The 22596-nt window shown below is 58.7% G+C and carries 23 protein-coding genes and 1 pseudogene; 10 read left to right on the top strand and 14 right to left on the bottom strand.

From position 1 onward, the window contains the following. Positions 1-86 precede the first annotated feature (86 nt). From ACFFNA_RS27555 to ACFFNA_RS27570, 5 genes are all read left to right on the top strand, one after another. The gene (locus ACFFNA_RS27555) at positions 87-641 is read left to right on the top strand and encodes a group I truncated hemoglobin (RefSeq protein ID WP_111545951.1); all 555 of its coding nucleotides are present in this window, start codon (positions 87-89) and stop codon (positions 639-641) included. Between the two features lie 657 nt (positions 642-1298). Beyond that, positions 1299-1538, top strand: a complete 240-nt coding sequence (locus ACFFNA_RS41305) for a DUF7546 family protein (RefSeq protein WP_425374409.1) — start codon at positions 1299-1301, stop codon at positions 1536-1538. Between the two features lie 160 nt (positions 1539-1698). After that, on the top strand, positions 1699-1881 hold the full coding sequence (locus ACFFNA_RS27560; protein ID WP_208647114.1) for a hypothetical protein: 183 nt from the start codon (positions 1699-1701) through the stop codon (positions 1879-1881). A 212-nt stretch (positions 1882-2093) separates the two neighbouring features. Continuing rightward, positions 2094-2378 (top strand): hypothetical protein, encoded by a 285-nt coding sequence (locus tag ACFFNA_RS27565; protein WP_111545950.1) that lies wholly within the window; start codon positions 2094-2096, stop codon positions 2376-2378. 497 nt (positions 2379-2875) lie between these two features. Then, positions 2876-4408, top strand: a complete 1533-nt coding sequence (locus ACFFNA_RS27570; RefSeq protein WP_378923112.1) for an FAD-dependent oxidoreductase — start codon at positions 2876-2878, stop codon at positions 4406-4408. Between the two features lie 461 nt (positions 4409-4869). Here ACFFNA_RS27570 and ACFFNA_RS27575 read toward each other — a convergent pair whose 3' ends face one another. Both ACFFNA_RS27575 and ACFFNA_RS27580 read right to left on the bottom strand, forming a co-directional pair. Beyond that, the gene (locus ACFFNA_RS27575; protein ID WP_378923820.1) at positions 4870-5928 is read right to left on the bottom strand and encodes a YihY/virulence factor BrkB family protein; all 1059 of its coding nucleotides are present in this window, start codon (positions 5926-5928) and stop codon (positions 4870-4872) included. Between the two features lie 21 nt (positions 5929-5949). Further along, a complete protein-coding gene (locus ACFFNA_RS27580) occupies positions 5950-6474 on the bottom strand; it encodes a DUF982 domain-containing protein (protein ID WP_378923113.1) in 525 nt (174 codons plus the stop codon). Positions 6475-6772: 298 nt separating this feature from the next. On the opposite strand from ACFFNA_RS27580, the gene ACFFNA_RS27585 reads away from it, so the two are divergent. From ACFFNA_RS27585 to ACFFNA_RS27595, 3 genes are all read left to right on the top strand, one after another. Further along, positions 6773-7036, top strand: coding sequence for a YMGG-like glycine zipper-containing protein (locus tag ACFFNA_RS27585; protein ID WP_111545931.1), 264 nt, complete (start codon positions 6773-6775; stop codon positions 7034-7036). Positions 7037-7220: 184 nt separating this feature from the next. Next, positions 7221-7877, top strand: a complete 657-nt coding sequence (locus ACFFNA_RS27590; RefSeq protein ID WP_111545930.1) for an outer-membrane lipoprotein carrier protein LolA — start codon at positions 7221-7223, stop codon at positions 7875-7877. A 268-nt stretch (positions 7878-8145) separates the two neighbouring features. Beyond that, entirely contained in the window at positions 8146-8607 is a 462-nt protein-coding gene (locus ACFFNA_RS27595) for a phasin (protein WP_378923114.1), read from the top strand. Positions 8608-8681: 74 nt separating this feature from the next. Here the strand turns inward: ACFFNA_RS27595 and ACFFNA_RS27600 are convergent, their stop codons facing one another. Beyond that, a complete protein-coding gene (locus ACFFNA_RS27600) occupies positions 8682-8861 on the bottom strand; it encodes a DUF3606 domain-containing protein (RefSeq protein WP_111545944.1) in 180 nt (59 codons plus the stop codon). Between the two features lie 410 nt (positions 8862-9271). On the opposite strand from ACFFNA_RS27600, the gene ACFFNA_RS27605 reads away from it, so the two are divergent. Then, the gene (locus tag ACFFNA_RS27605) at positions 9272-11275 is read left to right on the top strand and encodes an ABC transporter ATP-binding protein/permease (RefSeq protein WP_378923115.1); all 2004 of its coding nucleotides are present in this window, start codon (positions 9272-9274) and stop codon (positions 11273-11275) included. A gap of 785 nt (positions 11276-12060) precedes the next feature. On the opposite strand, the gene ACFFNA_RS27610 is transcribed toward ACFFNA_RS27605, so the two are convergent. From ACFFNA_RS27610 to ACFFNA_RS27630, 5 genes and pseudogenes are all read right to left on the bottom strand, one after another. Further along, positions 12061-12255, bottom strand: coding sequence for a hypothetical protein (locus ACFFNA_RS27610; protein ID WP_111545928.1), 195 nt, complete (start codon positions 12253-12255; stop codon positions 12061-12063). Positions 12256-12265: 10 nt separating this feature from the next. After that, positions 12266-13363: a glycosyltransferase family 9 protein gene (locus tag ACFFNA_RS27615; RefSeq protein ID WP_378923116.1), complete on the bottom strand. Its 1098-nt coding sequence runs from the start codon at positions 13361-13363 to the stop codon at positions 12266-12268. A 276-nt stretch (positions 13364-13639) separates the two neighbouring features. Then, a complete protein-coding gene (locus ACFFNA_RS27620; RefSeq protein WP_378923117.1) occupies positions 13640-14338 on the bottom strand; it encodes a hypothetical protein in 699 nt (232 codons plus the stop codon). Further along, the gene (locus tag ACFFNA_RS27625) at positions 14335-14973 is read right to left on the bottom strand and encodes a hypothetical protein (protein WP_378923118.1); all 639 of its coding nucleotides are present in this window, start codon (positions 14971-14973) and stop codon (positions 14335-14337) included. Before ACFFNA_RS27625 ends, ACFFNA_RS27620 begins: the two co-directional genes overlap by 4 nt. Positions 14974-15185: 212 nt before the next feature. Beyond that, a pseudogene (locus ACFFNA_RS27630) lies at positions 15186-15289 on the bottom strand (VOC family protein); the annotation flags it as partial. A 643-nt stretch (positions 15290-15932) separates the two neighbouring features. On the opposite strand from ACFFNA_RS27630, the gene ACFFNA_RS27635 reads away from it, so the two are divergent. After that, positions 15933-16277 (top strand): hypothetical protein, encoded by a 345-nt coding sequence (locus tag ACFFNA_RS27635; protein WP_111543870.1) that lies wholly within the window; start codon positions 15933-15935, stop codon positions 16275-16277. A 32-nt stretch (positions 16278-16309) separates the two neighbouring features. Here ACFFNA_RS27635 and ACFFNA_RS27640 read toward each other — a convergent pair whose 3' ends face one another. The 6 genes from ACFFNA_RS27640 to ACFFNA_RS27665 all read right to left on the bottom strand — a co-directional run bounded on the left by ACFFNA_RS27640 (position 16310) and on the right by ACFFNA_RS27665 (position 22419). Continuing rightward, positions 16310-16669, bottom strand: coding sequence for a helix-turn-helix transcriptional regulator (locus ACFFNA_RS27640; protein WP_146606032.1), 360 nt, complete (start codon positions 16667-16669; stop codon positions 16310-16312). Between the two features lie 8 nt (positions 16670-16677). Next, a complete protein-coding gene (locus tag ACFFNA_RS27645) occupies positions 16678-16926 on the bottom strand; it encodes a type II toxin-antitoxin system RelE family toxin (RefSeq protein WP_111543868.1) in 249 nt (82 codons plus the stop codon). A 61-nt stretch (positions 16927-16987) separates the two neighbouring features. Beyond that, a complete protein-coding gene (locus ACFFNA_RS27650; RefSeq protein WP_111543875.1) occupies positions 16988-18607 on the bottom strand; it encodes an ABC transporter ATP-binding protein in 1620 nt (539 codons plus the stop codon). A 17-nt stretch (positions 18608-18624) separates the two neighbouring features. Further along, complete coding sequence (locus ACFFNA_RS27655; protein WP_111543867.1) at positions 18625-19746, bottom strand: ABC transporter permease; 1122 nt, start codon at positions 19744-19746, stop codon at positions 18625-18627. Beyond that, a complete protein-coding gene (locus ACFFNA_RS27660) occupies positions 19739-20662 on the bottom strand; it encodes an ABC transporter permease subunit (RefSeq protein ID WP_111543866.1) in 924 nt (307 codons plus the stop codon). The genes ACFFNA_RS27655 and ACFFNA_RS27660 overlap by 8 nt, the downstream gene beginning before the upstream one ends. Positions 20663-20826: 164 nt before the next feature. Then, positions 20827-22419: a peptide ABC transporter substrate-binding protein gene (locus tag ACFFNA_RS27665; protein WP_378923119.1), complete on the bottom strand. Its 1593-nt coding sequence runs from the start codon at positions 22417-22419 to the stop codon at positions 20827-20829. Positions 22420-22596: the final 177 nt, after the last annotated feature.

Raw genomic sequence — 22596 nt, forward strand, 5'->3', positions numbered from 1 at the left:
CGGCCGGATGGTTAAGGCGCCGGCTCTTTTTGGTTCGTCCTGGAACAATCTCTCAAGATTGTCGTTTAGCCTGCCGCGAGGTGATGATGGCACAGGCTGTCTCGGCTTCTATCACAAGACGAACGTTGGTCGCAGGGCTGGCGGTGACCGTCGCTCCGATGGCTGTGTTGGCGGTGGCGCATAACGCGCAGGCCAAGCAAACCACACCCGAGAAGAGCCTGTACGAGCGGCTGGGGGGCGTCTTCGCCATCGCAGCGGTGGTGGATCACTTCAGCGACGCCGTCGTGAAGAACAAAATCGTCGGCCAGAGGTCCAAGAACTCGCAGCTGCGGAAATGGCACACCAAGAACCTTGGCAGGCTGCCTGGCCTCAAGTTCATGCGGACGCTATGGGTCTGCGACGTTTCTGGTGGGCCCTTCAAGTTCACGGCCACCAAGCCCGGCACGACGCCGCTCGGCCTTGAGGAGGCCCACCGGGACCTCCGGATCTCTCCTGCAGAATTCGATGAGGTCGCAGCGGAACTCGGACGGACCCTGGACTTCTTCAAGGTTCCGAAGCCCGAGAAGGCCGAGGTCATGGCCGCCTTCGCCGCCCACAAAGACGAGGTCACCGCCGGCTACGTCGCAGCTAAGCGGGGCTGAGCATCCCGGTCCAGACGATCCCGCCCAGCTTTGGCTGGCGGTTAGCTGCGCGCCGACGAGTGATATCTGCTTCCAGCATGGTTTGCCCGGAGTGGGAAGCGAGCGGCTCCGCCGGGCCCCCGTGCCTGGTGCGTCCATTGGAACAAGAATGCCTAGCGGAACGTTAGTTGAAGTTGACAGGCACAATTGCTGCACTGGTCAGGGCCAAGAGCGGCGAAGAGGCGAAAGCCGCGGGCGCGCTCTAGGAGGCGCATATGGATATCACCACAATTCTGGTCATCGTTCTTATCGTCATTCTGCTGGGCGGTGGCGGCCTTTACGGCCGTGGACGTTGGTACTAGACGGCGAAGGCAATCGAGTCCGGAACCTCTCGGTTCAGGAACATTAGCCTTGCTAAATAGTTCATGGGTTGGCAGCGATATCTCCCGGATATCGCTGCGGGATCGGGGCCTGTACCCGATGGCCCGCGTCCTCAGCCAGAGGCGCGGGCTTTCTTATGCACAGGCCCTGGAATGCCGACTGGCGGCAATCCTCCAGCCGAACCATGAATCCAGCGTGATGGAACAAGAATGCCGCGGCCCCGTTTGCATTTGATGACAAAAGTTTTCCCTATGTGGGTAGATCAACATAAAGGAGAGCCGTCATGAACGGCATTATTTGGATGGTCGGAGCCGTCGTTATCGTACTCGCAATACTAAGCTTCTTTGGCTTGCGTTAGGCCGCTTGGTTTGGCGAGATCCCGGGAGCCGACAGGCTGGCAAAGCGCGGCGCGCCGACATGATCGGCTGTGGCTACGCCTGTCTATTAGTCTACGCTAATGGAACCACAACCCAAGCCTGCCATTTCGGCTTGAGCAGTTTTGTCTTGCGTCCTGGTTGGTCGCCGTTTCCGACGTAGATCGGCCGCCGCCGCATCACACTGAAGAGTGGCCTGATGGGCGCCGGCCAGACCTATCGACAGTCCGCCGCTCGACGATCCGGCAAAAATGTCGCCCTTCTTAAATGCCGGCATGAAGACCATGAGATCCGAGAAGGAATTCATGGTCGCCTAGCTGGCCATGAAGGAAGGCGACCGCGCCAGCGTGACGAAGGAATGCGGCGATGCAGCCATTGCCAAGGCGCACGACAATTTCTGCAAGATGACCAAGCGCAGCTCGGCGACGCCAACTAGCGCAGCCCGTTCGAAGTCGGAGATGGCGGGCAAAGGTACCCGCCATTTTTCTTTGAACGGAGCATGGTGATCTGTCGCCAATCGCAGATGCTGGAGATTGGCGGCCAGCACATGGCCCGGAAGCACCGACCCTTCCGTTGCAGTAGATTTTTCTCCTCAATTGCTTTCCTTGGAAATATCATTCTATCTTTATGGAAATCTGCGGAACCTTTGCGCAAACGGTCCGTTTCTTTCTTCGATCGCTGCTTGGACGATCTCAAAAGCAATCAGGAGGAAACGATCATGAACATCAAGATGCTTTGCATGGGCGCGATGGCGCTAACGATGATGACCGGCGCGGCCCTTGCCGGCAACACCTCGGCACTCGACGATCCGGCGAAAATGGCGCCCTTCTTCACCGACGCCGACATGAAGACCATGAAGTCGGAAGCCGAGTTCAAAGCGGCGTGGATGGCTATGAAAGAAGACGAACGCGCCGGGATGATGAAGGAATGCGGCGACGAAGCCATCGCCAAAGCGCACGACAATTTCTGCAAGATGACCAAGCAGCTCGGCGGCGCCAATTGACCGTCGGCTTCTCGCCAACTGAAATGGCGGGCAGAGTTGCCCGCCATTTTTCTCTGAGGATGCGACATCTTCATAAAATTTGCTGACGATAGCGGTTGACCCTAGGCCGGCCTGGCGAAGCTGATTTCGAATGCCCATAATGCGGTCGATCCAATTCTCAGCAGATCGGTCGGAGCGAAGTCAGCCGTGTCCGACATATTCACAACGGTCAGGATGCGCTGAGAACTTCGAAAGTTCGCCGGAGGACCGGACAACGATCAATTGCTCGACTTGCGAGCCTACCCTGACTGAATGTCAGGCGGCGCCTTGATGGCGGGAATTTGAAGTGTGCATACTGCCCAACTCGCAACGAATGACATAGCCGGACGTTTGGGCAGAAGTGGTGTCAAGAACCTGAAGGCGCGCTAACCAGGCAGAAGGTATTTCGATGCTGGTGGACCTGGGAGTTGCTGCTTGGCCGTACAGGGATTTTGACACCGCCAAAGAGAGAGAAGAAAATGGCTGAAGGCCATACCAAATTAAACGGGCCGGATCTGGTTCAGGGCATCGCGTTCGCCGATCTTCCTGATGGCGGAAAGCTGGCAGGTTATTGCGGCGATGAGCAGGTGCTGCTGGTGCGCCATGGGGCCGAGGTCTTCGCCATCGGGGCGACATGCACACATTACGGCGGGCCCCTCGTCGACGGTCTTGTGGTGGAGGATACCGTTCGGTGTCCCTGGCATCACGCGTGCTTCGATTTGCGAACAGGCGAGGCTCTGCGCGCCCCTGCCTTCAATCACCTCGCTTGCTGGTCGGTCGAACTACGCGATGACCGGATATTCGTGGGAGAGAAACGCAAACGGACAGTACCGAAGCAGCGCGCCGGAGGCTCCGGCCAGGTTCCAGAGAAGATCGTCATTGTCGGCGGCGGCGCGGCCGGTTTCGCAGCGGCCGAAAAACTACGGCGCGAACATTATCAAGGCAGCATCGTCATGCTCAGCAACGACGACGCGTCGCCCGTTGATCGGCCCAATCTTTCCAAGGACTACCTCGCCGGCAAAGCACCGGAGGATTGGATTCCGCTCCGCGGCGAAAGCTTCTATTCGAAGAACGATATCGACCTGCGTCTCAGCGCGAACGTCGCCAGCATCGATGCACGTTCTGGCGAGGTTGTACTCGCGGACGGGTCCCGGACTCCTTACGACAGGCTGCTGCTTGCGACCGGAGCCGAACCGGTTCGCCTGACCATACCCGGCGCTGACCAGCCACACGTTCACACGCTGCGCTCGTTCGCGGATTGCAAGGCGATCATCGAGCGAGCCACGACTGCGCGCCGCGCCATCGTGCTTGGCGCCAGTTTCATTGGCCTGGAAGTTGCCGCGGCCCTGCGCTCGCGCAATATCGAAGTTCATGTCGTGGCGCCAGGTAAACGACCCATGGAGCGGGTCCTGGGTCCGCAAATGGGTGACTTCATCCGCGCCCTCCATGAGGAGAATGGTGTTGTATTCCATCTCGAGGACACTGCGACCAGCATCGACGGCAGGAAGGTGAAACTCAGCAGTGGCGATACGTTGACGGCGGATTTCGTCGTGGCCGGCATCGGCGTGCGACCGCGGACCGGGCTCGCCGAAAAGGCTGGCCTTAGCCTTGATCGCGGTGTCGTGGTGAACGCCTTTCTGGAGACGAGCGCGCCCGGCATCTTCGCGGCTGGCGACATTGCCCGGTGGCCAGATCCACACAGTGGCGAGAACATTCGGGTCGAGCATTGGGTGGTTGCAGAGAGGCAGGGGCAAACCGCGGCACTCAACATGCTCGGCCATCGCGAGAAGTACGCCGCCGTGCCGTTCTTTTGGAGCCAGCATTACGATGTTCCCATCAACTACGTCGGTCATGCCGAGCGATGGGATGAGATCGCGGTCGATGGAGACATCACTGCCAAGGATTGTCTGCTCCGCTTCAAACGCAAAGGACGCACACTGGCTGTCGCTTCGATCTTCCGCGACATCGAGTGCCTAGAGGCCGAGGTGGAATTGGAGCGTCAAGTGACCTAGCGAAACGCAGGCTGTTGTCCGCCTTCGGTGGCGATCAACATCCAATTGCGCATCCTTGACTGAAGAAGATAATTCGCAGGCCAGCTTGCAACCCGCTTTGTTTAGTCTAAATGACCGTTCGCTCGGTCGTCGGCTACGATGGGCGAGGCAAATTCGTTGGGTCATGAGATTGCTAAAAAAAGGGCGGCTATCCGTGTTCCGGTCACCCATCGATCGATGCCGGTGCCTCCCGATAAGATATCCGACCACCCCGCAGGCAATAAGCGCGGTGGCGATATCAGCCATGATGTCGCCGATATAATGGGGCCCGACATAGACACGGGAAATCAAGCAGGGCGGCAGCGAAGAACCATAGCGCCTTGCGGATACGAGCGTTGAACACATTGCTGAAGACGATGGCAAAGCTGGCGGTAGCGTGGTCCGATGGAAACGACGCCTGGTGGGGCGATCGAGATTTGGCGTCACTCGGCGACCTTGCCAAGCGTATCAGCAACAACCGCCCCTCTCTGACCCATTGGTAATGGCGGCCCGGTGGTTGAATCTCGCGACGTCTGATGTTCCATTTCGGCGTTGATCGCGGCCCCGACAATGAGGATAATCACCGAAATCCAAGTCCACATCATTAAGCCGACCACGGCGCCCAACGATCCGTAGGTCACATTGTAGTTGGCGAAATGCTGGAGATAGAATGAGAACAGCCACGATGCGGCTAACCAGACCAACGTGGCCGTTACGGCGCCCCAGCTCAGCCAGCGCCATTTAGCCTTTTCCCGGCTCGGACCGAACCGGTACATCAGCGATATTCCGGTGAGTATGGCCAGCATGAGGATTGGCCAACGCCCCACCGCGAAGAGCACTTCTGCCCATTTGTCGAGATATAAATACGACAAGATGACGGGGATGACACCGACGGTCAGAAGCAAAACGATGCCGATTATCAAAGCACCAATGGTGAATGCGATCGACATGAAGTTTAGTTGGATAAAGCTGCGTTTTTCGGTTTCCTCGTAGGCGATGTTCATGGCGTCGAACAGCGCCTTGATACCGCTGTTTGCGCTCCATAGCGCAATAGCCAGGCCGACGAAAAATCCCACCCCAAGCGCGCTTGTGTTCTGATGTGCCAGCGCCTGCAACTGCTGACGAATGAGATCGAGGCCGCCCGAAGGAAGCAGGCCGGCGAGATAGGAAACGTGATCGGCTACGGTCACTGGATCTGCCACAAACCCATATAGAGACATGAAGGCCGCCAGGGCCGGAAACAGTGCGAGTAGCAGGTAAAACGTGGCGCCTGCTGCGACCAGCATGATGCGGTCCTTGTTGAATTCCTCCCACACGCGCCAAGCGATATCCCTCCATCCAAGGGCAGGAATCTCGGATGGCCATTCCGCCTCCCTGCCTCGCTCTTGCCCGTCCTCACCTACAGTCGTAGGCTGACCCTTGGACGAGCGAGCAGCGTGGCCCTCAGCCTCCCTGTCAATCAGTGATTTGCTTTCGGCGGACCCAGAAGTTCTTGCTGACATTTCGAACAGGCACATCAATCGTCAGGCGGACTTATCAACCAGAATTCCGGCGTATTCTGCCAAGGCCACAAATGCATCACGCGCCTGATCAGGGGTGGCCTTCCCTTCAATCGCTCCCTCGATCGTCTCCCTGGCCGATTGATAGTAAGGTCCGCGTTTCGAATGAGGCCAATCCACCAGAACCTCGCTGGCGCCATTCACCGATTTTACTTCCCTCACCGAGGCGCTGCCGTGAGGACGGATGCTAACACTGCTTTCGAAATAGATCCGCTTGGGATCTGATGTTTGGGTATGGCTGTCGTCGAAAAGAATGACAGCTTCGCGCGCGGCCTCCAAAAAACGAATTTTTGCATCTTCCGTTGAACGGTAGCCTTCCAAGACTTTTTCGGCGGTTTCGAAGGCGTCCCGATGGATAGCGGTTCGCTCTCCAGGCCAATCGACGCTAGCAAGGATGGCTGAGGCATCGTTCGCGGACCGTATCCGCTGCAGCTTGCCGTTGGCGGTTAGACGTATGGTTACAGGCTCGTCAAACAACTTGTCGTCCATACCATATCCCATCTCGTCGACGCCAACGTCGTTAGGGTAACGAAACGGACGAACACCGGTTCCGAGCAGTCGTCCAACAAACCAAAATCTCATCGTTAGTTGGCGTCCAGGTGGGCGCGCCGCGCAACTCGTCGGGCACCAGGCGTCGGCTAGCGCGAGAATCCCTGCATCCTGTATCGCGACCGCGGGACCCACTATTTCGGAAGCCCGATCCGGGACTTACATTCCGATTGATGGATCGAAAAGCTCAGTCGCGCATTTATTCTTCGGCTCAAACCGGGCCTCAGGAGAGAAAATCATGAAAATGACCCTGCTCATGTTGAGCCTACTCGTTCCACTCGCGGCATGTTCGCGCACCGAACAAGGCGCCGCAGTTGGCGGGTTGGGCGGCGCAGCAATTGGCGCCGCAGTTGCTAACGATCCGGTGCAGGGTGCTGTCGTTGGCGGTGCCGTTGGTGTAATTGCTGGCGCGGTCATCGGGCACGCAAGTGAAGCTGGTCAATGCCGATATCGCGATCGTCAAGGCCGCGTTTACATAGCACGGTGCCCGCAGGGCTACTGATCTCGAGGCCGCGTGATCCCGTGTGTAGGTCACGCGCCTGCGCTCTCGGTCCTTGACAAAGTTGAGACTCTACCTGGTGTTCGTGCGCCGGCTCGCAACGAGGGATGCAGGAAGGCGATCTTCGCTACGACCTCTCGGAGCTTAAAGTCTGAGACTGCGTTTAACTCCACAGGAGGAGGACTGAATGGCTAGTAAGATCAAGCGACTCCTTGGTCTCTGTTTGGCCTTTGTCGGCGCAGCCTCGATCAATGTCGCACCCGGATTTCAGTTGATTGCTCCAGCACTCTCGGCCGCACCTGTAACAGCGCAGATGATCGCAGATCACTTCTCGTCAGTAAAATCCATGTCCGGGGATTTCGTTCAGTCTGGCCCGAAGGGGGAACAGACCGGCGGCAATTTTTTTCTGCAACGCCCAGGCAAGATCCGATTCAACTATACGGGGCGATCGAGTGTCAACGTAATTGCCGATGGAAAATCGTTGGTCATTTACAATAAGAAGCTTAAGACATCGCGCCTTTATTCACTCTCGAAGACGCCTCTCAAGCTCTTGCTCGACAATCAGGTCGACTTCTCTGGCAATCGCTTTAGAGGCATGAAAGAAGAAGGCGATCTCATCGCTATTCGGCTCGCCGACAAGTCATCTTTTGGAAATTCAAAGATTGCCATGATGTTTGACAGAAGATCCTTTGAATTACGCAGATGGACCATTACTGACGAGCAGGGACTCTCCACGACGGTGACGATTTTCAACGTCAAGCACGGCGTTCACTTCACAGAGGGAACCTTCACAATCGATTACTCGGCAAACCGCGAGTTCAACACCACCACAAAGGCTCGATGACAATTGAAGCTTTGGATCTGACCGATACGTCCCTCTGAGCACGGTATGAACGCTGGCATAAGCATCGCAGGACGCCGATATCTGAGGGAAGGTTCCGCAAAGCCCAGGCTGAGGCGTTGCAGGCCCCAACCAACACCGACAGTTGCAGTGCCCCACGCCCAGCAACATCTTTGGTGCATCGCAACAAAGATGTTGCATTGCACACAATCTTCCATTAGAGAATGCTAATAATACTTCTAGAAAGCTGCTGCTGGAAAGGATGGAAACGATGTCCAAAACCACTGAAAAAACCGCTGAATTTATCGACAACGGGTACCCCGCCTTGGACGCTTCCAAGGCCATCGAATATGTGAACTCGGTTGCCGAAAAGGGCGTCGAGCAGTCGAAAGAGGTCTATGCCAAATTCACGGCGGGGTCAGAGACGACCCAGAAGGCTCTCGAGTCGAGCTTCGAAGCCGCCAAGGCCGTTGGCGCCGATCTGTCGCTGAAGACAATTGCCGTTCTGCGCGCCAATGCCGACGCCGGCTTCTCGCACTTTGAAGCCCTACTTGCCGTGAGGTCGCCTTCCGAATTCGTTGAACTTCAGACCGCCTTCGTCCGTAAGCAGGTTGAAAAGGCCGTCGAGCAGGCCAAGGAACTCCAGGCCGTCACGACCAAAGCCGTCGAGGACGTGTCCAAGCCGATCAAGTCCGCCTTCGAGAAGGCGGTCAAGGAATTCAAAGTCGCCTAGCTTTTTCTTGGGGCGGAGCCTTGGTCGCTAGCCGCACCTGATTTGCCGCACCCCTACATACGCGTGTGGGTGCGTTAGCTTTCGGCCTTGTAGTTCTCGGCTTCGTCCTTGATCTTCGCCCAATCGTTGCCGTGCTTGCGCAGCAGCGCGCGCGCCTGATTGGGTGACAAGTCGGTAGTTTCGGCCAGGTGTTGCACCTCCAACTCCTGGCCCTTCACCACGCGGCTGGTGTCGCTCGTTTTTTTGACAGCCATTTCTGCGTTCTCCTCTTGCATACCAGCCAGATGAACGAGCATTGATGTGCATCGTTCCGTGTTGGGCTTGCGATCTCAGAATTCGGTGAGCAAACTTGCCCGCCCTATCCATCAGTCATTGCTAATGTATAACCTGCCGGCTTCGGCTGGGGCTTTCTGTAGGCGCGCTTAGCGGACCACGATCATGGTGCGCCGTTTAATTAGCCACAATGTTAGCACGAGCGGCCCAGCAGCCAACTGCCGGCATCAGACCCGTGGCCGACACTCAGCGGCGAACTGCCCGCAACAGGTGAAGGCTGTCATTCGAGAACGACCATAGGCGAGGCTGTTATGAGGGCTAGCCTCGGCGCTGTTTGCCTTCTTGAGAGGATACCATGAAACCTTTTGATTTTTAAGCCGTTGTCGGCCGTATGTCCGAGGCTAAATCCAAACCGAAACCGGCCAACAGCGCTAAACCACGCGGTACCGGGAAGCCGCGTCAGCAGGAGGGGCCGGCTGTCGAAGTCGCGTCCGAGGTCGTCGGAGAGGCCGAGCCGCCACCGGAAATCATCGAATCCAATCCGGAGCAGACGCCCGAGCAGGCTGAGCAGGCGGGCAAGAAGTATCTGCTGACGCGGTTCTGGATCAGCGCGCGCGGATATTGGAGCCGGCGCGGCGACCGGCTCGCCTGGCCGTGCACGATCGGACTGTTGGCCCTGATCGGCATGAATGTCGGTTTCCAGTATGGGATCAATGTCTGGAACCGCGCGATTTTCGACGCCATCGAGCAACGCAATGCCCCCACTGTCTATTTTCTCAGCGTCGTTTTCCTGCCACTCGTGGCCGGAAACGCCGGCCTCGTCGTCGCGCAGGTCTTCATTCGGATGACGATTCAGCGCCGCTGGCGCTCTTGGCTTACCACTTCGGTCATCGGGCGCTGGCTGGCTAACGGCCGCTATTATCAGCTGAACCTTATCAGCGGCGATCACCAGAATCCTGAGGCCCGCATCGCGGAGGATCTGCGGATTGCCACCGAGTCGCCTGTTGATTTCGTGGCCGGCGTCATTTCTGCGTTTCTGTCTGCCGCGACTTTTATCGTGGTGCTCTGGACAATCGGTGGCGCCCTTACCCTGCCGATTGGAGGTTCGAGCGTCACCATCCCTGGGTTCCTCGTCATCACTGCAGTAATTTATGCCGCCATCACCTCTACCTCGATGGTGGTCATTGGCGGCCGTTTCGTCGAGCTCTCCGAGGAGAAAAACCAGACGGAAGCCGAATTCCGCTACACGCTGACGCGGGTGCGTGAAAACGGTGAGAGCATTGCACTGCTTGGGGGCGAGGAGGAGGAGCGCAGCGGCATCGACAAGACGTTCGGGCACGTGCTCAAGCAATGGGCGCTGCTTACTGGCCAGCACATGCGCACGGCACTGGTGTCGCAGGGATCGAGCCTGTTCGCGCCGGTCGTGCCGGTCTTGCTTTGCGCTCCAAAGTTTCTCGAAGGCAGCATGTCGCTGGGACAGGTCATGCAGGCTGCTTCCGCCTTCGCCATCGTGCAGGGCGCGTTCGGATGGCTGGTCGACAACTACCCGCGCCTCGCCGATTGGAACGCTTCCGCGCGCCGTATTGCCTCGCTGATGATGTCGCTCGACGGGCTCGAGCGCGCGGAGCAAAGCGACGCCTTGGGACGCATCAACCATGGCGAAACCGAGGGCGAGGCGATGCTCAGCCTGAACGATCTCTCTGTGTCGCTTGACGATGGCACCGCCGTGGTCAGGGAAACCGAGGTCGCGATCGAACCGGGCGAGCGGGTGCTGGTGGCCGGCGAATCCGGCTCAGGCAAGAGCACACTGGTGCGGGCGATCGCGGGCCTGTGGCCTTGGGGTGGCGGCAGCGTCAATTTCCACCCTGACAAGCGAATGTTCATGTTGCCGCAACGTCCTTACATCCCCTCGGGGACGCTTCGGCGTGCGACCGCCTATCCCGGCGCCGCCGATAACTGGACGCTGGACGAGATCAAGGCTGCCCTCGACAAGGTGGGACTCGGTCATCTGAACGACAAGATCGAGGAAGACGCGCCATGGGACCAGACCTTGTCGGGTGGCGAAAAGCAGCGGCTCGCGTTTGCGCGCCTCCTCTTGCACGCTCCCGACATCATCGTGCTTGATGAAGCGACGGCAGCACTCGATGAGAAGAGCCAGGACAAGATGATGGAGACCATCATCCACGAATTGCCGAACGTCACCATCATAAGCGTGGCGCATCGGGTCGAGTTGGAGGCCTTTCACAGCCGCAAGATCACATTGGAGCGGCGCAAGGGCGGCGCCAAGCTTGTCAGCGATATCGAGCTTGTCCCGCGCAAGGGCAAACGGAACCTGCTCACGCGCGCTTTGTGGGGCTCCGGCGCGCGGACCGAAAGGCAGCGTGAGCTTGAGTAGGGCGAGGTGTACCGGGCAAGAAGTTGAGCTCCGCCAGATCGGCGTGCCCCCCGGGGGGACTTGGGCACGCACACGCTGTGCGAGGGAGGAGGTCGCGTCACGCGCACTGCCAACTGCTTGAACGGGCGTCAGCCATCAGCTCGAACTGAACTGGACGGCCGCGGCCGACTTCCAAGCGGATGCCGCAGAGGCAATCGTCTCTAAGGCGCGTTCGCGAAACCTTCCGAAAAATGTGGTCCGAATGCCTATGGCACAGAAGGCGAACGCTCCCGCCACTCCCCACAGAAACCCCACATCTAAGTCGGAAACAAAGGTGAACAGAAGCCGCCGACCGTGACGAGAAATGCCGGAAATCCGGGCTTTTCCTGGCAGCCCTCGTCGTTCGGGACGAGGGGGTCGCAGGTTCAAATCCTGCCACACCGACCAGAAAAAACAATGTGTTAGGCAGCCCGAAGACTGCCTACCCCACAGAAAAATGGAAAAGCATCTAGGCCGCTCGATGCATCGGGCAGACGCATAACTATCAAACTGCGATACGCTATTGCGGCCATTTCACTCGCCAGCCCAGGTCGGCTTGTTTCCGGCGCCTACCGTACCGAGACCGCATTGACCACTCGCTATTTTGCCGAAGGTTCTCGTCTCGCCATCTATGTCTGCTTCGCGCAAAAACGCGTCGATCGCCGACAGTTGTCGAATGACTCCAATGGGCCGGAAGCCGGCCGTCCGCTATCACGATGAAACGATCAAAAAGCGGCCGTACCGCCCGAGCGCCGCGGCTAGGCAGGTTAGATGTGCATAGTTGGGAGACGATGGGATGTTATTGACAGCCAGCAGCGTTCAAAATCGATTTCGCGACTGAGCGCGTTGTCGAGCGGACTGGTGAAGCTGTGCGGCCTGCCGATCACCGAATCGATGAGCGCACGATCCTTGTCGACATAGGCCTGCAGGGCCTTCTTCACGGTTTCAAGCGGGCCGGTCATGGCTGTAGGTTCAATTGGCCGTCTCATTCGCCTGTCTCACTGCATCTATCAAGTCTCGTGTCGCTTGAGCGACCTTGGCAACTGGTAGTCGATGAACGCAGTAAACGCCGCCCGGGTTGTCGGGTTTGCACAAATCGGGCGCAACACACTGGCAAGGCAACGGCGGCTCAACGGTGCGGTGAAGCACCCCAAAAGGCCCCCAGATGTCAGGGGGCGTCAGGCCATACAGGCCCACAACTGGAGTTCCGACTGACGCAGCCAGGTGCATTGGGCCGCTCTCGTTTCCCAGAAAGATGAATGCATCCGCAAGCAATGCTGTTAATGTCTCAAGCGAGGCTTTACCAACAACGCTCACCAATGGTGACACCGCCACATTCAGGATAGCTTGCGCGGTTGCGCTCTCATCAGGTCCACCAATCAGCAGTGACCGCAGGCCCGTCGTTGCATATACCTCGTCGATTACTGCAGCGAACCGTTCAGGTTGCCAACACCGCCCTTCGAACCTTGCTCCAGCGTGTACCGCGACGAAAGCTTTTACAGCCAGATTGCTTTGCGCCAGAACCTGGGTAGATGCGCTTCGGCCGACTGGTGTGGGTTCGAGCCTCGGTGTCACTTCGCGTAATTCTATCCCAAGAGCTTCAAGCGGGGACAGATATCGGTACAAGTAGTGCGCGCCTCCATGGCCGAAGGTTTCAGCAAATATATTGGCAGGCTGACTTTCCCAAAATTTCAGGGGCCTTTCCGGGGGATTGTATCCAACGCGCAGGGGGGCGCCGATTGACCTGTGCATTATCCTTGATGTCTTCGAGTCAGTTAGATCAATGGTGAGATCGAATTTTCGGCGGCGGAGGTCAGCGACCAAGCTTGAATATTCCTTCACTCGCTGAGGCAGACTTCTACCAGCACCTCGACGGTCGAATCCGATGGCCACGTCTGCGATATTCTGGCTGACTATGAAGTCTCGCAGGCCAGGAGCGCAAAGCATGGCTATCGCAGCGTTTGGGTAAGCGAGGCGCAGATTTCGCACGAGCGCCGAGGTCAGAATGACATCCCCGATGTACTTCGTCTGAATAACGAGAATGGACTTGATAGCCAGCCGATCAGCCATCGAGATATCCAGCACATCGACCTCACGAAGGGCGGGGCATATTGGTCATTGGTGGGCACCAACGTCCAATCGACCTCACGGTTCCGGCTAATGGATATCTCTCTTTTCAACATCGAAGCAAGGTCGTCTTTGAAAGCAGCTCAAAGACGAAGCCTCAAATCCTTGGTCACTGTCGCCGCTTGGCCTCACCATCATTACGCGCTTTTAGAAAATGCTAAGCAATGCCGTACTGGCTCGAGTATCTCGCCATTCGCCATTGGCCTGCTGCTGTCGTCGTCATGGCATCTGTCCCTGCCACAAGGGCAATCCACTTTCTGCAGCGAAGTCTCTATCCTCTGCGTAGATTGGCTCGCCTCTTCTCACCACCCGTCGAAGCAAATCCGCATCTTCGTCGGCATGATATCGAAAGGCATTTCGGGTGTCGTATCCATGCCCGGCTTGGGATAGGGAAAACCCGCTGACTACAACAGGAGCGAAACCGGCGAAACGCGCCAGCATGATCGCGAAGGCTCCGGTGGAGATTTTCCGGTGCCAGCCGCGGGACACATGATATTTGCCGCTAAGCGGCCAGACGATGTTGGCAAGCTGCCATTTGGTAAGCGCCTGCAAGGTGTCATAACGGTAATTGAAGGTGCGACAACCGGCTTTCAGCTTGTCCTCAACGTCCGGCCAAACCGGGATGATCAGATGCTTTGCCTGCCGTCCTTTTAACAAATCACGCTTGTAAAAATCCTGCTCGCTCTCGCCGACTAAAATGCCGCGGCGGATCAGGGCGATATCAGGAACGGGGAGGCCGAAGGTTTCCGCCAAAAGCTGGGAAGCGTTGACGGTCACAAGTGCCCAATCGGCATCATGTCCCTCCGGGAGGCGAAAATTCGGCGCCGACCCCATCACCAAGGCGGGGCCCGTGACCCTGGGCAAGCGAAGAATTGGCTTTGAGAAGGTTGGCAAGAGATCCGAAAGCGGAGTTTTCATGCGGGAATCTGAACCGCATGTTCCTCAAACGCGCGCAGAATGCTCTCTTCTCGGCTCCACAATTCGTCCCATTGCGTGGCGCCGGACCAGCCCGCAAACCAAGGACCGCCGAGCGTGTAGTGCGCCAGCGAGACATCGGCGGGGTCGAGTTCGGAAGCCGAAGCCCCTACGAGGTAGTTCCATGCCAGAGGCAATTCCCCGATCTCGTGGTCCTCAAGCCATTTGAAGGCATGGAGATCACGTCCGGGCCACGTATTAAGCATCTCGTTGGTCAGCCGTTTGTTGGCGGGATGATCTAGATTCCACAAAACGACCGACGACCAGTTTTTGCGGCGATAGAACGTCTGCGTTTGTCCATCCATCTTGACCGCTTCGGATTCGCGTTGCTGGTGCTTAACCGCCATAATCGCGTAGGAAGGATCGACTAGGTCGAGCAGCTTGACTGGATCCTTCAGAAACAGGACGTCACAATCGCAGAACATGGCCCAGCCGCCTTGCCCTATAAACGGAACGGCAAAGCGCGATATGGCAAACTCGGTCGACATCGGTGCCTCGGAAATCGGGCACCAGAGCTTACCATCACGTACCACCATCGGTCGCTTCATGATTCCTTGGGCTTCAAGGTCTTTGAGCACGAGTGGCTGTATCTGCAACGGCGTGCTTGTCCGCCGGTAGGCGCTCCATCGCGCTACGTCTAGAACTCGGGATTCGCGTGGGTCATACCCAATGTAGATTGGTATCACGTGGCAACTCTATAATTTGATGTGAATTTACTCGAATTAAGCATGGCAGCACTGCAAGCGGAAGACCCGAAGTACAGCGGATCACTTCGTCGCGGTGACGACCGTGCACGGTGAACGGCACCCACTGCGCTATCGGGAAAGGTCTCGACGTAGAAGCCGCAGCCTCCGCGTCCTTGTCGTACCAGAGGCAAATCGTATTCTTTGGCATTGCGTGTTCCTTTCGACCTGAAGCCAGGGTTCCGTCCTTGTTCCCCACCCACGCTCTCTGAAATAGGTCGCCAAAGTCGGCAGACGTAGCTAACCGCTTCGCGTCAGAGCCCAAAATGTGTTGACGGAACCCGGGCTGCGCCCGTTTCAGTCGCGCCGCCCGGTCTGCGGGATTTGTCTCCGCTTCGACTGATCCCATTCTGATGAAAGCTCGACGGGCCGATGAAAGGCTGACGGGCCAGAGCTCGCGTCGCACCTATCGGAGGCCGAAGAAGCTCAATATCACTAACACGATGACCACCGCTCCAACGAGCCAAATGATGTTGTTCATGATCTCTCTCCGGTTGCTCAGGGAGCCCGCGCCTCTGGCGCAGAACGCGGACCGACCAGCCATTGCCGGCTGATCTTCAGCAGACACCAAGCCGATGCCGGCTGTCAGGAATAGAACAGTTAGGCGCGCCTAATGTTCCGCCATTTGGTGAGGATCGAGAGATGGGGGGCAGATCGTTGTGCTGCCTGATGTGACCGAGACCGACGCGTCGACGGGTTCCGTAGCGATCGGAAACTTTGACGAAGATAGGCATTGGCTTTAGGTAGTTCGACGGATATGAGGGAGCCGGCAAAACGGCCAACCGGATGCGGACATGAATCTGATCTCAACGACAGCCTCGCCACCGGTTCTTGTGATTGCGCTGTTTCTCCTCGCCGGCTGTTCCTCGATCGGCCGAACCGTCGATCCTGCGAAATACGAGAGCATGAGTTGCACCGAGCTCAACAGCGCGCTGGGAGACATCGCTCGCGACATCTCGCAAACCGCAATCACCCGCGGCAAGGTGGCCAACACCAGCGTTCCGCGCTGGCTGCTGGGCGGCTCACGCGTGAAGACCGCGGTCGCCGACCGTGAAACGGCCAGGATCGGCCGGCTGAAGCAGCAGGAAGAGGCGATTGCCGCTGCGAGAGGGCACAAATGCTCGACGTCCTCAAATTGAATTGCACTTCATTAGACGCCGAGCGGATCGACTCAGTCTTCGTCAACCAGTTGATCGACCGGCACTTCAAGCACGCGCGACAACCGCAGCCACAGGCTGACATCCCCACCCCGCTTGCCGTTTTCGACTGCCGAAAGCATGTTTTGTGAAATGCCGACTTCCGAGGCTAGCGCCGCCTGCGTCCTTCCTTTCCTGGCTCGCCAGAAAGCGAGCGGCGACACCGCATTGGCGAAAGCCAGTGCCTCCTCAGCGGTGAAGCCGGGCGCCTCGCCGGCCCTGTAACTCGCCACCTCACGGGCACGGGCAGCGCGATCTTGTAGCGCATTGAGTTCAGCGCGCGGCAGTACAGCCATTTCGTCACCCTTGGGCGTGGTGAAATAGTGAATGCTCACTGTCACTCCTATTCGTAGATAGAGCCGCGCGGCCCGATCCTGCTTACAATGATCTCATTTTCGGTTTCGGTGAAGATGATGCGGTAGTCGCCGACCCGCAGCCGCATTTCGTCGGAACCGACCAGCTTCTTGATGTTGTTAGCCATGGCTTCCGGGGTTTCAGCATAGATCGTAATCTTGGCAACGATGCGGGCGGCATCAGATTGGTGCTTGCGAAGCGATTTGATTGCGGCTGCGAGGTAGATGACCTGCTTCACAATTTAATATCTCATATTGTGATATCTCAATCAACTGGAAATCACGAAATGGAGTGCACCATCACGCGCTGAGGCGAAACCGCGTGACATCGATCGCCGCGGCCATCAGCGTCTGTGTGTAAGCGTGCTGCGGATTGCTGAAGATCGCCTCGGTCGGTCCCTCCTCGACGATCTTGCCTTGCTTCATGACGATGATGTAGTCGGCCATGGCGCGCACGACCGAGAGATCGTGGCTGATAAAGAGGTAGGACAGTTCGTGGTCTGCCTGCAGCTTGCGCAGCAGTTCGACGATCTGTTTCTGCACCGAGCGGTCGAGCGCCGAGGTCGGCTCGTCCAGCACCACCAGCTTGGGCTTCAGGATCATGGCCCGCGCAATGGCGATGCGCTGCCGTTGCCCACCGGAGAATTCGTGCGGGTAGCGGTTGCGTGCGTTGGGGTCGAGGCCGACTTCGAGCAGGGCCTCGACCGCGCGTTGATCGCGCTGTTTGCCGGACAGGTTCGGCTCATGCACCAGAAGCCCTTCGGTGATGACCTGGCCGACCGTCATGCGCGGCGAAAGCGAGCCGAATGGATCCTGGAAGACGAGCTGCATCTGGCGCCGCAGCGGCCGCATCGCCTGTCGGTCAGCCTGTGAAATGTCGCGATCACCAAAACGAATGAGCCCGTCGCTCGGCAACAGCCGTAGCAAGGCGCGGCCGAGCGTCGATTTGCCCGAGCCGGATTCACCGACAATGCCGATGGTCTGGTTGCGTTGCAGCCGGATCGAAATGTGGTCGACGGCGCGCAGCATCAGCGGCTCGCCAGCGAGAAAACCGCCGCCGATCCTGAATGTCACTTCGACATTCCGGCCTTCGAGCAGCACGGGAGCATTGGCGGGCGGTGGCGCCTTGCTGCCGGTCGGCTCGGCGGCCAGCAGCATTTTCGTATAGGCATGCTGCGGGTTGACGAAGATGGCTTCCGCCTCACCCTCCTCGACAACCTCACCCTGGCGCATGACATAGACGCGGTCGGCAAAGCGCCGAACGATGCCGAGATCGTGGGTGATGAAGACGATGGCCATGCCGAGTTTACGTTGCAACTCGGCCAAGAGCATCAGGATCTGCGCCTGGATGGTCACGTCGAGCGCCGTCGTCGGCTCGTCGGCGATCAATATGTCGGGGTCGTTGGCGAGCGCCATGGCGATCATGACGCGCTGGCGCTGGCCGCCGGACATTTCGTGCGGATAGGATTTCATCCGCCGCTCGGGATCGGGGATATGCACGAGGCGCAGCAGCTTGAGCGCCTCTTCGCGTGCCTCGGCGGCATTCAAGCCGCGATGCCGGCGGATCGGTTCGATCAGCTGGTTGCCGATCGAATAGAGCGGATCGAGCGAGGTCATCGGCTCCTGGAAGATCATGCTGATCTTGGCGCCGCGCACCTTGTTGAGCTCGGATTTACTCAGCGTCAAAAGGTTGCGGCCGCGATAGTCGACACTGCCGGTGGCCTCGCCATTGGAGGCGAGCAGGCTCATCGCCGCCATCATCGTCTGGCTCTTGCCGGACCCGGATTCGCCGACCACGGCAACGGTTTCGCCGGCATTGACGTGGATGTTGATGCCTTTCACCGCCTCGACCGCGCCGTCGAGCGTGCGGAAGCGGACGCGCAGGTCCTTGACGCTGAGGATCGTTTCGGAAGCAGCCATCTTAGCGATCCCCATCTTTATCGATCTCTCGGGTCGAGCGCGTCGCGCAGGCCGTCGCCGACAAAATTCAGGGCGAACAGCGTCGAGACGAGGAAAAAGGCGGGAAACAGGAGCAGCCAGTTGGCGGTGCCGATGTTCTTGGCGCCGACCGAGATCAGCACACCCCAGCTGGTCATCGGTTCCTGCACGCCGAGACCGAGGAACGACAGGAAACTCTCCAGGATGATGACCTGCGGCACCAGCAGCGTCATGTAGATCACCACCGGACCGAGCAGGTTGGGAATGACGTGGCGCAAGAGGATGCCGCGCTGGCCGACGCCCATGGCTTCCGCCGCCTGGACATATTCCTGGCGGCGGATCGACAGCGCCTGACCGCGCACGATGCGCGCCATGTCGAGCCACAGCACGGCGCCGACGGCCAGGAACATCAGCACGAAGTTGCGGCCGAAGAACACCACCAGCATGATGACGAAGAAGATGAACGGCAAGGAATAGAGCACGTCGACGATGCGCATCATCACCTCGTCGATCTTGCCGCCGGAAAAGCCGGCCGCAGCGCCGTAGACCACGCCGATGACCACCGCCACGACGCCGGCGAGCAAGCCGATGGCCAGTGAGATGCGCCCGGCCATAAGCGTGCGCGAGAGAAGATCGCGGCCGGTGTTGTCGGTACCGAACAGGAAATACTGCTGCTTGACCGACGCGCTCATCGTCACTTCGAGGCCGTCAGGCGACTTGCTCTCGATCTTGGTGTCGTCAAAAGCATCGGAACGGTCGAGATAGCGGATATTGCGGTCGTCGATCGGCTTGGTCGACTTGACAGTAACGAAGACCTGATTGCCTTCCTGCCGCCATTCCTTGATGTCGACCCGCATGCGCTTGATCGCTTCGGTGAGTGCCGTCTCGATCATCTCGGCTTTCGGATAGGCCGACAGGCTTGGCGGCATGCGCACATAGTCGGCATAGATGGTGGTGTATTGATGCGGCACGAACCAGGGTCCGAACACGCTGACGACACCGATCAGGGCAAGGTAATACAGGCTGAACATGGCGGCGCGATTGGCCTTGAGGCGCGCCCAGGCATCACCCCAGAGCGAGCGGCCGATGACGGCGGGAGCCGTGGCTGCAATGTCAGTCATAGCGCACCCTCGGGTCGACGACCGCATACATGACGTCGACGATCAGGTTGAAGACGATGGTGAAGATGGCGATCACCACCACCGTTCCCATCACCAGCGTGTAGTCGCGGTTGAGCGCGGCATCGACGAAATAGCGGCCGACGCCCGGAATGGAGAAGATCGTCTCGACGATAACCGAGCCGGTCAGCAGCGCCGCGGCTGCCGGACCGGTGAACGAGACGATCGGCAGGATGGCGCCGCGCAGCGCGTGCTTGACCACCACCGACCAGTCGGAAAGGCCGAGCGCGCGGGCCGTGCGGATATGATGGGATCGCAAGGATTCGATCATCGAGCCACGCATCAGCCGGGCGACGATGGCGATCTGCGGCAGAGCGAGCGTCAGCACCGGGCCGACCTTGTTGATGAAAGCGCCATCGCCCCAGCCACCGATCGGCAGCAGTTTCCAGGTCAGCCCGAACAAAAGCTGGATCACTGGCGCGATGACGAAGGTGGGGATGGTGCTGCCGGCGGTTGCCAGCGCAATCACCATATAGTCGCCAAGCTTGTTCTGGTTGAGCGCGGCAGTGGTGCCGAGCACGGAACCGAGCAGAAGTGCAAGGACGAGCGCCGAGGCGCCGAGCTGAACCGAAATGGGCAGGCCCTTGGCGAACAGTTCGGTGACGGTGAAATCCGGCATGTTGTAGCTCGGGCCGAAATTGCCGCGCAGCAGATTGCCGAGATAGTGGACAAATTGCAGCCAGAGCGGGTCGTTGAGGCCGAACTGGGCTTCGAGATTGGCCCTGATCTCGGGGCTCAGCCCCCGCTCCTGGTTGAATGGGCCGCCTGGCGCGACGCGCATCAGGAAAAACGCCATGGTCACGATGACGAACAGCGTCGGAATGGCGGTCAAAAGCCGCCTTAGTACATATCGCAGCATCGGTGCCCCGCTTGATCCAGAGCAGCGCGCGTCCAACTGGACGATTGCGCTCTAGCCTTCAAATCTTCGCACCGACATTGCCGAAAATCGATTCCGGTTCCCGGGCCGATGCGATGGCAAACCAGCGCCGCCGCGCATTTAGTGCGCGGCGGCTTGGCCAGGGATCAGTCCTTGCTGACGAAGCGCGACGGATGGACGTCCATCACGTTGTCGACGAAGCCATGCAGCTTCGAGGAAACGATATCGTGGTAGCTGTAGTAGAGGAGCGGGATCTGGCCGACGTCGTCGACGAGGATGCGCTCGGCCTCGGAGAGTTCCTTCATGCGCTCTTCGGGCTTGCCGCCGGCGGCGGCGGCCTTGTCCATGGCCGCCTCGTATTTCGGGCTGTTGTAGTCCGAATAGTTGTTGCCGCTGGCCTTGCGCGAGATGCCGAGGAAGGTTTCCGGATCCTTGTAGTCGGCGATCCAGGCGGCACGCGCCACGTCATAGTCGCCCTTCTGCTCGAGGAAGGAGTAGTGGGTCTTGGTGTCGGTGTTGAGCAGCGTGACGTCGACGCCAAGCGGCTTCAACTGTTCCTGAATGGCCACAGCGGTGTTCTTGTGGTTTTCCGAAGTGTTGTAGCGGATCTCCATCTTCAAAGGATGCTCGGGCGTATAGCCGAGTTTCTCGAGGATCTTCTTGGCTGCGTCCTCGCGGTCGATCTGCGGCATGTCGGCATACTTGGCCATTGCCGGCGTGTAGCCCTCGATGCCGGGAGGCACCATCGAATAGCCAGGCAGCATCGAGTTCTGCCAGACCTTTTCGGCGATGAAATCGCGGTCGATCGCCATCGAGATGGCGTTGCGAAGCTCGACATTGTCCCAAGGCGCCTTGTCGGTCTTGATCGCATAATAGTAGGTGCCGAGATACGGTCCGACGTGGATCTGATCGCCAAACTTGGTCTTGAGGTCGGCCAGCTGTTCAGTCGGGAGATCGTCGTAGCTGTCGAGTTCGCCGGCCTCGAAGCGCTTCATTGCCGATGACCGGTCTTCGGTCGGAATGTAGTTGACCACGTCGAACTTGACGCTCGCGGCGTCCCAGAATTTCGGATTCTTGACCAGCTTCATGTGGTCGTTGGGAACCCACTCAGCGAGCGTATAGGCGCCGTTGGACACCAGATTGCCCGGCTTGATCCAGTCGGCGCCGAGCTTATCAATGGATGCCTTGCTGACCGGATAGGTCGCCTGGTGGGTCAGCATCTCGAGGAAGTAGGGCGTTGGCGCCTTCAGCGTGACTTCCAGAGTATTGGCGTCGATCGCCTTGACGCCCATATCCTCCGGCTTGCCCTTCTTGGTGTTGACTTCCTCGGCGTTCTTCACGGGATAGAGCATGGAGGCGTATTCGGCGCCGGTCGCCGGGTCTTCCAGCCGATGGAAAGCGTAGACGAAGTCATCTGCCGTCACCGGGCTGCCATCCGACCACTGGCCATCCTTGCGCAGCTTGAACGTATAGACGGTGCCGTCGTCCGATACTGTCCAGCTCTCGGCGGCACCTGGAATGAGGTTGGCCTTCTCATCCTGCATGACCAGGCCCTGGAACAGGTCGCGCAAGACATTGGCTTCGTAAACCGTCGAGGTCTTGTGCGGATCGACCGACTCCGATTCGGCGGCGGTGCCACGGTTATAGACGGTCTCGGCGAAAGCGGGCGTGTAGAACGTGCCGGCGGCCAGCGTCATGGTAGTGGCGAACACCGTCGCCTTCAGCATGTTTTTCAGCATGAAGTTCTCCCTGTCGGCGCAGCCGTCGGCGCGCCCTTAAGTGTTGACGCCCCGGAGCCGATATCTGACCCCTTTGAGCGCGCCGCCGGTTCCCTTCCTGCGGCTGGTGGCCAAACACTAACGCGGAGAATTTTTATTTCAACAGACTCTCTGGGTCACCCAAAGTAAGGCGGGTCG

This window comes from Mesorhizobium kowhaii, assembly GCF_042431665.1.
GTDB classification, from domain to species: Bacteria; Pseudomonadota; Alphaproteobacteria; order Rhizobiales; family Rhizobiaceae; genus Mesorhizobium; species Mesorhizobium kowhaii.

What these genes read in the sequence shown, in the direction of transcription:
- ACFFNA_RS27555 (WP_111545951.1), top strand. Translation starts at nt 87, where the DNA reads ATGGCACAGGCTGTCTCGGCTTCTATCACAAGACGAACGTTGGTCGCA.
- ACFFNA_RS27560 (WP_208647114.1), top strand. Translation starts at nt 1,699, where the DNA reads ATGAAGGAAGGCGACCGCGCCAGCGTGACGAAGGAATGCGGCGATGCA.
- ACFFNA_RS27565 (WP_111545950.1), top strand. Translation starts at nt 2,094, where the DNA reads ATGAACATCAAGATGCTTTGCATGGGCGCGATGGCGCTAACGATGATG.
- ACFFNA_RS27570 (WP_378923112.1), top strand. Translation starts at nt 2,876, where the DNA reads ATGGCTGAAGGCCATACCAAATTAAACGGGCCGGATCTGGTTCAGGGC.
- ACFFNA_RS27575 (WP_378923820.1), bottom strand. Translation starts at nt 5,928, where the DNA reads ATGTCAGCAAGAACTTCTGGGTCCGCCGAAAGCAAATCACTGATTGAC.
- ACFFNA_RS27580 (WP_378923113.1), bottom strand. Translation starts at nt 6,474, where the DNA reads ATGGACGACAAGTTGTTTGACGAGCCTGTAACCATACGTCTAACCGCC.
- ACFFNA_RS27585 (WP_111545931.1), top strand. Translation starts at nt 6,773, where the DNA reads ATGAAAATGACCCTGCTCATGTTGAGCCTACTCGTTCCACTCGCGGCA.
- ACFFNA_RS27590 (WP_111545930.1), top strand. Translation starts at nt 7,221, where the DNA reads ATGGCTAGTAAGATCAAGCGACTCCTTGGTCTCTGTTTGGCCTTTGTC.
- ACFFNA_RS27595 (WP_378923114.1), top strand. Translation starts at nt 8,146, where the DNA reads ATGTCCAAAACCACTGAAAAAACCGCTGAATTTATCGACAACGGGTAC.
- ACFFNA_RS27600 (WP_111545944.1), bottom strand. Translation starts at nt 8,861, where the DNA reads ATGGCTGTCAAAAAAACGAGCGACACCAGCCGCGTGGTGAAGGGCCAG.
- ACFFNA_RS27605 (WP_378923115.1), top strand. Translation starts at nt 9,272, where the DNA reads ATGTCCGAGGCTAAATCCAAACCGAAACCGGCCAACAGCGCTAAACCA.
- ACFFNA_RS27610 (WP_111545928.1), bottom strand. Translation starts at nt 12,255, where the DNA reads ATGACCGGCCCGCTTGAAACCGTGAAGAAGGCCCTGCAGGCCTATGTC.
- ACFFNA_RS27615 (WP_378923116.1), bottom strand. Translation starts at nt 13,363, where the DNA reads ATGGCTGATCGGCTGGCTATCAAGTCCATTCTCGTTATTCAGACGAAG.
- ACFFNA_RS27620 (WP_378923117.1), bottom strand. Translation starts at nt 14,338, where the DNA reads ATGAAAACTCCGCTTTCGGATCTCTTGCCAACCTTCTCAAAGCCAATT.
- ACFFNA_RS27635 (WP_111543870.1), top strand. Translation starts at nt 15,933, where the DNA reads ATGAATCTGATCTCAACGACAGCCTCGCCACCGGTTCTTGTGATTGCG.
- ACFFNA_RS27650 (WP_111543875.1), bottom strand. Translation starts at nt 18,607, where the DNA reads ATGGCTGCTTCCGAAACGATCCTCAGCGTCAAGGACCTGCGCGTCCGC.
- ACFFNA_RS27655 (WP_111543867.1), bottom strand. Translation starts at nt 19,746, where the DNA reads ATGACTGACATTGCAGCCACGGCTCCCGCCGTCATCGGCCGCTCGCTC.
- ACFFNA_RS27660 (WP_111543866.1), bottom strand. Translation starts at nt 20,662, where the DNA reads ATGCTGCGATATGTACTAAGGCGGCTTTTGACCGCCATTCCGACGCTG.
- ACFFNA_RS27665 (WP_378923119.1), bottom strand. Translation starts at nt 22,419, where the DNA reads ATGCTGAAAAACATGCTGAAGGCGACGGTGTTCGCCACTACCATGACG.